Here is a 13189-nt window from a genome sequence, read left to right as displayed (position 1 = left end):
CGCGGCAGAGCGGGCCGACTGAACGGCAAAAGAATAAAGAGTTAATCCCGCCGACAACCAAGGTAGGTCATCGAATGGTGCTCTCTCCGACATTCATAACTCTCACGCAGACTGTCCCCCTCGCCGAGATGCTTGGTATACGTGTCACCCAGGGTCTGGTACTGTGGGGTGGCGTCGCAACTATCATCGTTCTCATCGTTCTGTCCGGGTTCTTCTCCTCATCGGAGATAGCGATGTTCTCGCTCGCCCAGCACCGGGTCGAGGCGCTGGTGGAGGACGAGGTTCCGGGAGCGGAAACGGTCGCGAAACTGAAACAGGACCCCCACCGCCTGCTCGTCACCATCCTGGTCGGGAACAACATCGTCAACATCGCGATGTCCAGCATCGCGACGGGACTGCTCGCCTACTTCAACTTCTCCCAGAGCCAGTCCGTCGCCATCGCCACCTTCGGGGTCACGGCCATCGTCCTGCTGTTCGGCGAGAGCGCACCGAAGTCCTACGCTGTCGAGAACACCGAATCGTGGGCGCTCCGCATCGCGCGGCCGCTGAAGTACTCGGAGTACCTCCTGCTGCCACTCGTCGTCACGTTCGACTACCTGACGCGCGCCGTCAACCGCATCACCGGCGGCCGTTCGGCCATCGAGACCTCCTACGTCACCCGCGACGAGATCCAGGACATGATCGAGACGGGCGAACGCGAGGGCGTCATCGAGGAGGACGAGCGCGAGATGCTCCAGCGCATCTTCCGGTTCAACAACACCATCGCCAAGGAGGTGATGACGCCGCGCCTCGACATGACCGCCGTGCCGAAGGACGCCTCCGTCGAGGAGGCGCTCCAGACGCTCGTCCAGTCGGGCCACGAGCGCGTCCCCGTCTACGAGGGAAGCCTCGACAACGTCATCGGCGTCATCCACATCCGCGACCTCGTCCGCGAACAGCAGTACGGCGAGGCGGACGGCCTCGACATCGACGACGTCATCCAGCCGACGCTCCACGTCCCCGAGAGCAAGAACGTCGACGAACTGCTCGCTGAGATGCGCGACAACCGCCTCCAGATGGTCATCGTCATCGACGAGTTCGGGACGACCGAGGGGCTCGTGACGATGGAGGACATGATCGAGGAGATCGTCGGCGACATCCTCGAGGGCGAGGAGGAGGAGCCCATCGAGTACGTCGACGACGACACGGTCGTCGTCCGCGGCGAGCTCAACATCGACGAGGTCAACGAGGTCATGGACATCGAACTCCCCGAGGGCGAGGAGTTCGAGACCATCGCCGGCTTCATCTTCAACCGCGCCGGCCGCCTCGTCGAGGAGGGCGAGAACATCGACTACGACGGCGTCCGACTCCACGTCGAGCAGGTCGAGAACACCCGCATCATGAAGGCGCGAATCACGCGCCTGGAGACGGACGGTGAGTCAGAGAACGGCGAGAACGCGGGCGCGGTCGAGGAGAGCGTCGAACCGAGCACCGAGTGAGAAGGGAGGAAAGCGAGAATCGAAGGAGAGGAGCCGAGCGCTCAGAACGAGACGTTCGTCTCCATCCCCTCGGTCGCGTCGTCGAGGCCGTCCTGCTGGACGTTCTCGGTCATCCGGTCGGAGATCTCGCGGTCGCGGAGCACGTTCTCGAACTCGTCCGTGAAGCGGTGGTTGACCCTGCGGGCGGCGTCCTGTGCCTCGACGACCCGCCGGAAGCGGCGGACCGTCGCCTCGTCGGCGTCGAGGTCGGCGGCGCAGTCGTCGACCGACGCGCCGGCTTCGACCAGGTCGCGCAGTTCGGCGAGGTCGAACGGTGCGTCCGTGTCGGCGTCCCTGAAGAGGTGGAGGTCGACGCGAGCGCGGGCGACGCCGTCGGGGTCGACGTCGTCGAGGTCGGCGGCGATGTCGGCGTCCGGGTCGCCCGCGTAGAAGCCCCGAACGACCGCGACGTACTCGTCGTCCGACAGGTCCGTCTCGAACGTCAGGGCGTCGCGCATCTCGGCGACCGCGTCGAGCAGTTGCTGCTCGACGTCCGCCTCCGAACCGAGGGACCCGTGGGTCTCTTCCTGCGTTTCCGTGACCGTCTCCTCGTCGGTCACGTCCATGAAGATGTCACGGAGTTCCTCCGTCTTCTTTTCCATGCCGCGTAGCTCATGCCCCGATATCATAAAAACCTGTTGGGGTAGTGATGCAATTTTCCGGGGGACCGTGACGCGAATCGAGCTCCGTCAACCGAAGACCTGAACTTGGTTGACGGACGAGCGCGAAGCATGGCAACGCAAACGGAGTCTGTCGACCTCGTCGGCGAGGAGGCGGTCGAGAACGTGGCGCGGACCGCGCTGCTGGCCGCCGTCGTCGGCGCGTTCGCGTACGTGTCGTTCCCCAACCCGCTCGCACCGTCGCTCCCCGTGACGCTGCAGGTGCTCGGCGTGTTCCTCGCCGGCATCTTCCTCGGGCCGGTGTGGGGTGGCGCGTCGATGGTGCTCTACCTCGTCGCGGGCGCCGTCGGCGCACCGATATTCTCCGGCGGCGCCGCCGGCGTCGGGATGCTCCTGGGCTACACCGGCGGCTACCTGCTGTCGTACCCGCTCGCGGCGTTCCTCATCGGCGCCGTCGTCCACGGCGGTCTCGACCTGCGCGACCCCCGGTCGGCGGGCGTCGTCCGACTCGTCGTCGGCATGCTCGTCGGCACCGTCGTCATCTACGCCTGCGGGACCGTCGGCTTCGCCGTCGTCCAGAACGTCGGCCTCGTGGAGGCGTTCACCCTCTCGGCGCTCTCGTTCGTCCCGTTCGAGGCGGTCAAGATCGCCGCCGCGGTCGGCATCGTCCACAGCGACCGCGTCGCCGCCGAATGATCGCGACGCGGGACCTCGTCCACCGCTTCGGCGACGCGGTCGCGCTCGACGGCGTCTCGCTCACCGTCGACGACGGCGAGTTCGTGGTCCTCGCCGGCCCGAACGGCAGCGGCAAGACCACGCTCGTCCGCCACTTCAACGGCCTGCTGACGCCCGACGCGGGCGAGGTGGTCGTCGACGGAACGCCAGTCGCGGACGACCTCGTGGCCGCCCGGACGCGCGTGGGGATGGTGTTCCAGCACCCCCGCGACGCGTTCGTCGCGGCCACCGTCGGCGCCGACGTCGCCTTCGGCCCGGAGAACCTCGGCCTCGAACGGGCAGAGATCGACCGCCGGGTGACCGCGGCGCTCGACGCCGTGGGGATGACCGGACGGCGCGATGAGCGCATCGACGCGCTGTCCGGGGGCGAGCGCGAGCGCGTCGCCATCGCGGGCGCGCTGGCGATGGAACCGGACCATCTCGTGCTCGACGAACCGTTCACCGGACTCGACGCACCGGCCCGTGAGTCAGTGCTCGACCACCTCGAATCGCTACACGAGGCGGGGACGAGTCTCGCCGTCGTCACGCACGACCTCCGCGACGTGGTCGCGCTGGCCGACCGCGTCGTCGCGCTCCGCGACGGCCGCATCGCGGTCGACGGGACGCCGGAAGCTGTACGACAGGACCTCCCCGGCCTCGGGGTGGCGGTGCCGTGACGCTCGCCTACCGGCACGCGGGCGCGGTCGCCGAGTCGCTCGACCCGCGGGCGAAACTGGGGTTCCAGTTGGCGTTCGCGCTCGCCGCGTTCGCGCACACGACGCCGCGGGGGCTCGCGGTGCTGACCGGCGTCGCGGCGCTCGCGCTCGCCGCGGCCCGGCTCTCCCCGCTGTGGGTCCTGCGGGAGTTCCGCGTCGCGCTCCCCTTCCTCGTCGGGTCGCCGCTGCTGGCGGCGCTGACGCTCGGCCCGCCGTGGGTCGTGCCCGCGGACGCGGTCGCACCCGTGCTGGCGAGCTACCGCGTCCTGCTGTTGCTCGGCGTCAGCGCGGCCTACATTCGGACGACGCCGGTCCGCGACTCGCGGGCGGCCATCCAGCACGTCGTCCCGGGCCGCTCCGGCCAGTTCCTCGGGATGGGCGTCGCGTTCGTCTTCCGCTTCCTGCCCGTCCTCCAGGCCGACCTCCAGTCGATACGGTCGGCCTCCGCGAGCCGACTCGGCGACCAGCGACCGCTCCACGAGCGCGTCCGCATCGTTGCCACAGCGGGGCTGGCGCGGGCGTTCGAGCGCGCCGACCGGTTCGCGCTGGCGCTCCGCGCCCGCTGTTTCGCCTGGAACCCGACGCTGCCGCCACTCGCCCTGGGACGAGCCGACGTTCCCGCGCTCGCCGGTGCCGTCGGACTGCTGGCGTGGGCACTCCTATAAACTCACAACGAGTTTCCCGTTCACGCAAGACGGCGGCGGGACGACGAAGCAAGACTTAAGCGAGTGCCTTCCACCTGATTGAACATGGCACTCTTCGCGCTAGCGCAGACGACGGGTACGACGCGCCCGACGTTCTGGAGAATCGGGCACATCGGCGAGGCCGTCTTCTACTACCTCGCCGCGGTGGCCGTCGCCATCTTCCTCTTCGGCGTGTACCAGCGGGTCGCGCGGTACGGCCGGGGCGAGGAGGACTGGTTCGAGCGACTGGACGACCTCGCGGGACGCATCGTCCGGGCGGCGAAGGTCGTCGCTTCCAACGAGAAGCAGTTCGACAGGGACCTCTACGGCGGTCTGATGCACGCGTTCATCCTCTGGGGCTTCCTGACGCTGCTCATCGGGACGACCATCCTCGCCATCGACATGGACGTCTACCGGAAGTTCACCGAGTACGTGCTCGGGAGCAAGGACTCCTTCTTCGTCGGCGACTTCTACCTCGCGTACTCGCTGGTGATGGACGCGATGGGCCTGCTGTTCGTCGTCGGCGTCGGCATGGCGCTCTACCGACGCTACTGGGTGCGCAACCAGCGCCTCTGGGGGCGTCACACGAGCCTGGAGGACGACCTGTTCGTCTGGACGCTGTTCCTGCTCGGCGTCGGCGGCTACGTCACCGAGGGCGTCCGCATCCTCGGCACCGGCATGCCTGGCTTCGAGGACGTCAGCTTCGTCGGCATGTTCGTGGCGGAGGTCCTGCAGGCGGCCGGCGTCACCGAGGCGACCGCGGCGGCGTGGTACCCCGTGACCTGGTGGTCACACGCGCTCCTCGCACTCGCGTTCGTCGCGGCCATCCCGTACGCCAAGCCGTTCCACATGCTCTCGTCGTTCGCCAACGTGGTCGCACGCGACGAGAAGGCCGGCAAGCGCCTCCCGGGCGTCCCCGAGGACGCGAGCCCCGACGAGATCGGCGCGTCGAGCATCGACGACTTCTCCTGGAAACAGCTGCTCGACCAGGACGCCTGCACGAAGTGCGGCCGCTGTTCGTCGGTCTGTCCCGCGAACGCCTCCGGACGGCCGCTCGACCCGCGGAACGTCATCCTCGACCTGAAACAGTACCGCGAGAACGTCGAGCGCGGCGGCGAGGAGAGACCTATCGTCGCGGATGGTGGAACCAGCGTCATCGACAGCGAGACGATGGAGTCCTGCATGGCCTGCATGGCCTGCATGGACGCCTGCCCGGTCGACGTCGAGCACCTCTCGTCGTTCACCGAGATGCAGCGTCGACTCACCGAGTCCGGCCAGATGGACGAGAACGTCCAGGACGCGATGATGAACATCTTCCAGAACGGCAACTCCTTCGGCGACCCCGAACGGAAGCGCCCGGACTGGACCGACGAGTTGGACTTCGAGGTGCCGGACGCCCGCGGGGAGGACGTCGAGTTCCTCTGGTACGTCGGCGACTACCCCTCCTACGACGAGCGCAACCGCAAGATAGCGCGCTCGCTCGCCACCATCCTCCACGAGGCCGACGTCTCCTACGGCATCCTCTACGAGGACGAGCAGAACGACGGCAACGACGTGCGCCGCGTCGGCGAGGAGGGCCTCTACGAGATGCTGGTCGAAGACAACCTCGCCGCCTTCGCCGAGTGCGACTACGACAAGATCGTCTGCACCGACCCGCACAGCTACAACACGTTCACCAACGAGTACCCCGAGATGGACGACGACTTCGACGACCCCGTCTACCACTACACCCAGGTCGTCGAGGAGTTGTTCACGTCCGGCCGCCTGGGACTCGACGGCACCGAACTCGACTACACCGTCACCTACCACGACCCCTGCCACCTCGGGCGGTACAACGACGAGTACGAGGCCCCGCGCGAGCTCGTCCGCGCCACGGGCTGCGAGCTCGACGAGATGCCGCGCAACCGCGACGACAGCTTCTGCTGTGGCGGCGGCGGTGGCGGCCTCTGGATGGACTTCGAGGAGGACTCGAAACCGAGCGAGGAGCGCATCCGCGAGGCGCTGGAGGACACCGACGCCGGCGCGGGCGTCGACAAGTTCGTCGTCGCCTGCCCGATGTGCATGACGATGTACGAGGACGGCCGCAAGACCGGCGGCTACGAGGACGAGATCGAGATCGTCGACGTCGCCGAACTCGTCGTCGACGCACTCGGCGCGGAAGAGCGCGTGAAAGTGGCGGCCTGACGCGACGTTCTATCCTTCGGTCGTCTCTTCGCTCCTTCACTCCGTGGTTTCGGACCCCGACGCGACGGCGCGTGCGATGAGGCCGGCCTGCGCGCCGGCGACGAAGCCGGCGTCGACGTTCACCGTCGAGAGGACGGTGCAGGACTGCAACATCCCGGAGAGCGCCGCCTCGCCCTCGCCGGCGTGGCCGTAGCCGTTCGAGACCGGCAGACCGATGACGGGCGTGTCGACGAGGCCGGCGACGAGCGTCGGAAGCGCGCCCTCGCGCCCGGCGGCGACGACGAGTACGTCCACCGCCCGCAGTTGCTCGACGTGGTCGAGGACGCGCGCGAGCGCGGCGACGCCGACGTCGTGGATCTCCTCGACGGTCGCGCCCATCTCCTCGGCGAGGACGACGGCTTCGCCGGCGGGGACGGCGTCGCTCGTCCCCGCGCTGACGACGCCGACCGTGGCCGCCACGTCCGGCGGTTCGAAGTCGGGAGCGTGGGCGGCGAGCACGTTCGCGCGCTCGCGGTGGCGGACGTCCGCGCCGGGGTGGTCGGCCGCGAGTCGCTCGCGGACCGCCGCGACCTGGGCCTCGCTCGTCCGCGTGACCAGCGCGCGCCCGGCCGTCTCGACGGCGGTCGCCGCGAGCGTGGCGACCTCCCCGGGGGTCTTCCCGTCGCCCAGCACGGCCTCGGGGACGCCACGGCGCTGCTCGCGCGCGGCGTCGAACCGACCGGCCTCGCTGGTCGCGTATCCCGACAGCGCCGCTTCGGCCTCTGCGACGCTCATGTTGCCCGCTGCGACGGATTCCAGTATCTCGCGCATGTCGACCACTCCGTGCCGGACGTACTCGAATCCCCCGACCCGGCCCCTCAAATCGGCAGTACCGAATTTAAATGTTTCGGCACCGCCAACAGATGACCGGCGAGTGTTCGACTCACCGGGGTTCACCGAATTATTTGGGAAGCTTTATTAGGAGGGATAGGGAAGCCAAGCGTGTATGGCAGACCTCATCGTCAAAGCGGCTGTTAAGGAAGCGCTCGATGACAAGAACGTTGCGTCCGACTTCTACGACGCACTCGACGAGGAGGTCGCCGACCTTCTCGACGACGCTGCTCGCCGCGCCGAGGCGAACGACCGGAAGACGGTCCAGCCGCGCGACCTGTAAACCTGCGACAACCCTTCTCGATTTTTTCCTCACCGCCAGCGATAGCTCGGTCCACGTTCGGTAGAGCCAACCCGCGGAGAGCCGTCAGAACTTCACCGGGAGCCGTCAGAACTCGCGTACTTCGACGCCGTCGTCCGTGCCGACGTGGACCTCGTCGGCCATCCCGACGAACAGTCCGTGCTCGACCACGCCCGGGATCGCCGACAGCGAACTGGCGAGTTCGTTCGGGGCGTCGATGGGGCCGAAGTCGCAGTCGAGCACGAGGTTCCCGTTGTCCGTGACGACCGGCCCGTCCTTGCGCTCGGCGTCGCGCAGGACCGGTTCGCCGTCGAGGTCGCGGACGGCGGCCGCCGCGGTCGTCCGCGCGGCGGGCAGCACCTCGACCGGAACGGGGTGGTCGAGGCGGTCGGTCTCCTTGCTCGGGTCGGCGACAACCAGCAGTCGGTCCGCGGCGGCGTCGACCACCTTCTCGCGGGCGTGGGCCGCGCCACCGCCCTTCACGAGGTGCGGACCGGCGAACTGGTCGGCCCCGTCGATGGCCAGGTCCAGGTCCTCGACCGCGTCGAGGTCGACCAGCGGGACGCCTGCCTCGCGGGCCAGTTCGCGCGACTGGAAGGAGGTCGGCACGCCCCGGACGTCGAGGCCGTCGTCGACCGCGCGCCCGATGGCGCGGATGGCGTGGGCCGCGGTGCTGCCCGTCCCGAGGCCGACGACCATCCCGTCCGTCACCGCCGCCGCGGCGCTCTCCCCCGCGTTGCGCTTCGCGGCGTCGCTACCGCCGTTCGTCTTCATGCCCGGGAGTCTCTCGCCGGGTGAAAAAAGCCTGGCGCGTGCGGCCGGTCACTCGCCGCCGGCGACCGCGGCGTCGTCGCTCTCGCGGAGGCGGTCGACGGCGGCGCGCGCGAGGCGGTCGAACGACGCGGCGTCGGGCACGAAGTCGACTGCGACGCCGTGCTGGGCGGCGGTGTCGCGGGTCGGGTCGCCGATGGCACCGACGACCGCATCGTTCAGGCCGTCGACGGCGTCGGCGCGGACGCCGCGCTCCGCGGCGGCGTCGAGGAAGTGTTCCACGGTGAGCGAGGAGGTGAACAGTGCGGCGTCGAGGTCCCCCTCGGCCGCGAGGGCCGCGGACTCGCCTGCGTCCTCGGGGCGCACGAGTTCGTACAGCACCGTCTCGTGGACGTCGGCACCGGCGTCCGCGAGCCCGTCGGTGAGCAGGTCGCTGCCGTGGTCGCTGCGGGCGACCTCGACGCGCTCGCCGTCGACGCGGTCGGCGAGGGCGTCGACGAGGCCGCGCGAGGAGAACTCCTCGGGGACGAGGTCGACGCGGTAGCCGTGCTCGCGGAGCGCGGCGGCGGTGGCGTCGCCGATGGCACAGACCGTCGCGTCGCCCGGGTCCCACCCGGCGTCGTCGGCGAGTTCCACGCCGGTCTTGCTCGTCAGGACGACGAACGCGGCGTCCTTCGGCGTCGCGCCGGTCGGCCGCACAGCGAGCATCGGGTCGGCGACTGGGTCCGCGCCGAGCGATTCGAGGAGGTCGACGGCCTCGGCGAGCCGTTCGTCGTCCGGGCGGAAGACGGCGACCCGCATCTACGCCTCCCGCGTGCCGCCGGTGGCGTCGCCGCGTGCGGCCGCGACGAGTTCGCGTGCGCCGCGGTCCGCCAGCTCTTCTGCGACGCGCTTTGCGCCCTCGACGTGCGTCTCGACTGCCACGTCGCGCTTGAGGGCGACGCTCTCCTCGCCGTCCTCGCTGAACACCTGCGCCTCGACGTGGACGTTCTCGCCCTGGATGATGGCGTGGACGCCGATGGGGGCGACGCAGCCGCCGTTGAGTTCGGCCAGGATGGTGCGCTCGACGGTCGTCTCGACCCGCGACCGCGGGTGGTCGAGGACCGTGTTGACGTCGCGGGCGAGTTCGGTGTCGAGCGTCGCCACGGCGAGCGCGCCCTGGCCCGGCGCGGGGACGAACTCGCTCGGGTCCAGCGGCTCGTACTCGACGTGGTGGGCGAGGCCGCTGCGGTGGAGGCCGGCCTCCGCGAGGACGATGCCGTCGTACTCCGTCTCGACCTCGCGTTCGAGCGCGCGCCGCTCGATCTCGTCGATGTCCTCGAACCACTCCTCGACGGTCCGGTCGTAGGGGAACTCGTAGTCGTCGTCGGGCGTGTGGCCCTTGCGCTCTTTCTCCTCCTCCGTGCGCTCCTCGTGCTCGCGCTGGAGCGACGGCGCGAGGAGCTTCTCGACGCGGGTGTCGACGTTCCCGCGCAGGGGTTCGACGGTGAGGTCGGGTCGCTGGTTCAGCAGCTGGGCCTTGCGCCGGACGCTGGACGTGCCGACGGTCGCGCCCGACGGGAGTTCGTCGAGCGAGATGCCCTCGGGCGTCACGAGCACGTCACGGGCGCTCGCCCGCTCCGGCACGGCGGCGACGACGAGTTCGTCGGGGTGCTCGGTCGGCATGTCCTTCATCGAGTGGATGGCCCCGTCGAGTTCGCCGTCGAGCACCTTCCGGTCCAGGCTGCGGACGAACGCGCCGGTCTTGCCCAGTTCGGTGATGAGCGCGTCGTCCAGCTGGTCACCGGTGGTCTCGACCTCGACCAGTTCGGCCTCGAACCGGCGGTCCTCCAGTGCCGCCTTCACCTCGCCCGCCTGTCGCATCGCGAGGTCAGAGCCTCGCGTCGCCAGTCGGATCTCCGTCCCACGTCTGCTCATGTTCGAGCCTGCGCGCGCCACGTTGAAACCCCCTTCGACACCGGTCCGGTGCCGGGGAAACCCACTGCAGACGGCGGGGAGGTCACGGAACGCCGAGGCGCTCGTGGCGCTGCTGGAGGTAGTAGAGCGCGAAGGGAACGCTGACGGCGAAGCCGCTGATGACGCCGATGGAGATGTCGGAGACGCCGGCAACCGCCAGGACGAGCAGGCCGACGAGAGCGACGGCGGCGTAGGTGCCGCTGGGCGGCTCCCACTCGACGCCGGCGCGGTCGATGGCCTGCGTATCCTGGAACACCGCGAACGGGAAGATGGCGGTGAGGACGACGAGCGGGACGCCGACCGCGACCAGCGAGATGCGGGCCGCCTGGGCGAGCGGGCCGTCACCGCCGGCCGTGTCGAGGAGGCCGGGCTCCAGCCAGATGGCGAGCGCGACCCACGCGACCGTCACGAGCCAGAAGCCGAACACGGCCGGTATCGCGGCGATCCAGTACCACCAGCGGGAGTCGACGCGGTCGCCGGAGAGTCTCGGGCGCTGCATCTACCCACGCCTTGGAACCCCGGGATGAAACGCGTATCGCTCCCGGTAGCCTGACCGCGGCCGCTACGGCACGCCGACGTGCTCGTGGCGCTGCCAGAGATAGTAGAGCGCGACCGGGACGCTCAGCGAGAACCCGGTCGCCACCGCGCTCACGGCCGCGGCGAGCCCGTAGAGGACGCTGTCGGGGTTCCAGTCCACGTCGGCGCGCGTGACCGCCTCGGCGTCGAGGTAGATGGCGATGGGGAACAGGAACAGCATCACGGTGACGAGCAGTCCGACGAGCATGCCGAACAGGATGGCAACGACGGCGAGCGGGGCCACGACGCCCGGTTCGACGAATCCGAACCCGACGCCGAGGAACAGGCCCGCGACGAACCAGATGCCGAACACCCAGGTGACGACGAACACGACGGGCGTTGCGGCGACGACGTACCACCACCGCGAGTCGACCGCTCGCTCGTCGACGACCGCGGAGTTTTCGGTTGCCATACCCTTCCTTCGCTCCCCTGGCGGATAAGTTTCATCCGCGATCCGCCGCATCACGGACGAACGACGGCGTCTCCTCGCGGGCGGCCCGAACCGACCAGCGACGCGTCAACGCGCAAACAACGGCGCATCCGGCAGATTTAACCAAATCGCAGGCCCTCTTGTACGTGATATGGCGAAAGTAAGCGTAGTCGGTGCAGCGGGCACCGTCGGGGCTGCTGCAGGGTACAACATCGCGCTGCGCGACGTCGCCGACGAACTCGTGTTCGTCGACATCCCGGACAAGGAGGCGGACACCGTCGGGCAGGCCGCCGACGCGAACCACGGGGCCGCCTACGACTCCAACACGACGGTCCGGCAGGGCACCTACGAAGACACCGCCGGGTCAGACGTTGTCGTCATCACGGCCGGCATCCCGCGCCAGCCCGGCCAGACGCGTATCGACCTCGCGGGCGACAACGCGCCCATCATGGAGGACATCGGCTCCTCGCTCGCGGAGTACAACGACGACTTCGTCACCATCACGACGTCGAACCCGGTCGACCTGCTGAACCGTCACCTGTACGAGACGGGCGACCGCGACCGCGGCAAGGTCATCGGCTTCGGCGGCCGCCTCGACAGCGCGCGGTTCCGCTACGTCCTCAGCCAGCGCTTCGACGCGCCGGTCCAGAACGTCGAGGCGACCATCCTCGGCGAGCACGGCGACGCGCAGGTTCCCGTGTTCTCGAAGGTGCGCGTGAACGGCCGCGACCCCGAGTTCTCCGACGACGAGAAGGAGTCGATCCTCGGCGAACTCAAGACGAGCGCGATGAACGTCATCGAGAAGAAGGGCGCGACCGAGTGGGGTCCCGCCAGCGGCGTCGGCCACATGGTCGAGGCCGTCCTCCGGGACACCGGCGAGGTGCTGCCCGGGTCGGTCCTGCTCGACGACGAGTACGGCCACGACGACGTGGCGCTCGGCGTCCCCGTCAAGCTCGGCAGTGACGGCGTCGAGGAGATCGTCGAGTGGGACCTCACCGAGTTCGAGCGCGAACAGCTCGGCGAGGCCGCCGACAAGCTCTCCGAGCAGTACGAAAAGATCGCGTGAGTGCGACGCCCGTGTCGACACGGGTCGCCCCAGCCACGCACGGTTTTTTTCGGCGCGAGAGAGAGAAGACGACGACCGCGACCGGAGAGCGGTTCGTCCCGCGCTCACCGACCGTCTGCCAGTCGCAGCCCTATCCGGTCGGGCAGGCCGGCGTCCTGCACCGCGGCCTGGACGGCCTCGACGTCGTACTCGACGCGGTGCTCGGTCACCGACAGGTCGCCCAGGTCCAGGACGGCGTATGCGGCCCGCGGGTCGCCGTCGCGCGGTTGCCCCACGCTGCCCGGGTTCATCACGACGCCCTCGTCGTACACCTCATGGTGCTGGACGTGAGTGTGTCCCACGACGAGGACCGTCTCGTCGCCCAGCAGGTCCGGGGAGAAGTCCTTCGGGTACGTGTAGCGGTCCGGGTCCTCGGGGTGGCCGTGGACGACCCGGACGCGCCCGTCGAGCGCCCGGAGGCTGTCCGGGCGGTCCGCGAGCCACGCCAGATGGTCGTCCGAGAGTTCGTCGCGGGCGTGCTCGACGCCCGCGCGGGCCATGCTGTTGAACCGGAACGCCGTCCCGCTGGCGACCGCCCGGTCGTGGTTGCCCATCACGCTCGGGACGTCCCGACGCCGCAGTTCCGCGACGCACTCGGCCGGCCAGGGGTTGTACCCGACGACGTCGCCCGCCGACAGCAGCGCGTCGACGGCGGGCATGTCGTCGAGCACGGCGTCGAGCGCGACGCGGTTCGCGTGGACGTCCGAGATGACGCCGACCTTCATGGCCGGAGCTACGGGCGCGGC

15 protein-coding genes are annotated in these 13189 nt (G+C 69.4%); 7 read left to right on the top strand and 8 right to left on the bottom strand.

What is annotated here, in order from left to right; all coding sequences use genetic code 11:
- Positions 1-128 precede the first annotated feature (128 nt).
- Complete coding sequence (locus NKT36_RS08860; RefSeq protein WP_407652162.1) at positions 129-1478, top strand: hemolysin family protein; 1350 nt, start codon at positions 129-131, stop codon at positions 1476-1478.
- Positions 1479-1519: 41 nt separating this feature from the next.
- Here NKT36_RS08860 and NKT36_RS08855 read toward each other — a convergent pair whose 3' ends face one another.
- Positions 1520-2119: a conditioned medium-induced protein 4 gene (locus tag NKT36_RS08855; protein WP_327050687.1), complete on the bottom strand. Its 600-nt coding sequence runs from the start codon at positions 2117-2119 to the stop codon at positions 1520-1522.
- 129 nt (positions 2120-2248) lie between these two features.
- Here NKT36_RS08855 and NKT36_RS08850 point away from each other — a divergent pair, with 129 nt between their 5' ends.
- The 4 genes from NKT36_RS08850 to NKT36_RS08835 all read left to right on the top strand — a co-directional run bounded on the left by NKT36_RS08850 (position 2249) and on the right by NKT36_RS08835 (position 6434).
- Entirely contained in the window at positions 2249-2833 is a 585-nt protein-coding gene (locus NKT36_RS08850) for a biotin transporter BioY (protein WP_327050686.1), read from the top strand.
- A complete protein-coding gene (locus NKT36_RS08845; protein WP_327050685.1) occupies positions 2830-3528 on the top strand; it encodes an energy-coupling factor ABC transporter ATP-binding protein in 699 nt (232 codons plus the stop codon). The genes NKT36_RS08850 and NKT36_RS08845 overlap by 4 nt, the downstream gene beginning before the upstream one ends.
- Positions 3525-4232 (top strand): energy-coupling factor transporter transmembrane component T family protein, encoded by a 708-nt coding sequence (locus NKT36_RS08840; protein ID WP_327050684.1) that lies wholly within the window; start codon positions 3525-3527, stop codon positions 4230-4232. Before NKT36_RS08845 ends, NKT36_RS08840 begins: the two co-directional genes overlap by 4 nt.
- Positions 4233-4316: 84 nt before the next feature.
- Positions 4317-6434 (top strand): (Fe-S)-binding protein, encoded by a 2118-nt coding sequence (locus NKT36_RS08835; RefSeq protein ID WP_327050683.1) that lies wholly within the window; start codon positions 4317-4319, stop codon positions 6432-6434.
- Positions 6435-6470: 36 nt separating this feature from the next.
- Here NKT36_RS08835 and larB read toward each other — a convergent pair whose 3' ends face one another.
- Positions 6471-7244, bottom strand: a complete 774-nt coding sequence (larB, locus tag NKT36_RS08830) for a nickel pincer cofactor biosynthesis protein LarB (protein ID WP_327050682.1) — start codon at positions 7242-7244, stop codon at positions 6471-6473.
- A gap of 175 nt (positions 7245-7419) precedes the next feature.
- Between larB and NKT36_RS08825 the strand changes: the two genes are divergently transcribed.
- Positions 7420-7587, top strand: a complete 168-nt coding sequence (locus NKT36_RS08825) for a DUF1931 family protein (RefSeq protein ID WP_327050681.1) — start codon at positions 7420-7422, stop codon at positions 7585-7587.
- Positions 7588-7692: 105 nt separating this feature from the next.
- On the opposite strand, the gene rpiA is transcribed toward NKT36_RS08825, so the two are convergent.
- From rpiA to NKT36_RS08800, 5 genes are all read right to left on the bottom strand, one after another.
- Entirely contained in the window at positions 7693-8379 is a 687-nt protein-coding gene (gene rpiA, locus NKT36_RS08820; protein ID WP_327050680.1) for a ribose-5-phosphate isomerase RpiA, read from the bottom strand.
- Positions 8380-8427: 48 nt separating this feature from the next.
- Positions 8428-9177, bottom strand: a complete 750-nt coding sequence (locus NKT36_RS08815) for a uroporphyrinogen-III synthase (RefSeq protein WP_327050679.1) — start codon at positions 9175-9177, stop codon at positions 8428-8430.
- Positions 9178-10293, bottom strand: coding sequence for a hydroxymethylbilane synthase (gene hemC / locus NKT36_RS08810; protein ID WP_327050678.1), 1116 nt, complete (start codon positions 10291-10293; stop codon positions 9178-9180).
- Between the two features lie 82 nt (positions 10294-10375).
- On the bottom strand, positions 10376-10831 hold the full coding sequence (locus NKT36_RS08805; protein ID WP_327050677.1) for a hypothetical protein: 456 nt from the start codon (positions 10829-10831) through the stop codon (positions 10376-10378).
- Positions 10832-10894: 63 nt separating this feature from the next.
- A complete protein-coding gene (locus NKT36_RS08800; RefSeq protein WP_327050676.1) occupies positions 10895-11320 on the bottom strand; it encodes a hypothetical protein in 426 nt (141 codons plus the stop codon).
- Between the two features lie 169 nt (positions 11321-11489).
- Between NKT36_RS08800 and mdh the strand changes: the two genes are divergently transcribed.
- A complete protein-coding gene (gene mdh, locus NKT36_RS08795) occupies positions 11490-12404 on the top strand; it encodes a malate dehydrogenase (protein WP_327050675.1) in 915 nt (304 codons plus the stop codon).
- Between the two features lie 104 nt (positions 12405-12508).
- Here mdh and NKT36_RS08790 read toward each other — a convergent pair whose 3' ends face one another.
- On the bottom strand, positions 12509-13168 hold the full coding sequence (locus NKT36_RS08790; RefSeq protein WP_327050674.1) for a metallophosphoesterase family protein: 660 nt from the start codon (positions 13166-13168) through the stop codon (positions 12509-12511).
- Positions 13169-13189 lie beyond the last annotated feature (21 nt).

It is taken from the genome of Halomicrococcus gelatinilyticus (genome assembly GCA_024227995.1).
Taxonomy (GTDB): domain Archaea; phylum Halobacteriota; class Halobacteria; order Halobacteriales; family Haladaptataceae; genus Halomicrococcus; species Halomicrococcus gelatinilyticus.
The sequence above is the reverse complement of the archived record's forward strand: the minus strand, read 5'-3'. Positions and strand labels throughout refer to the sequence as shown.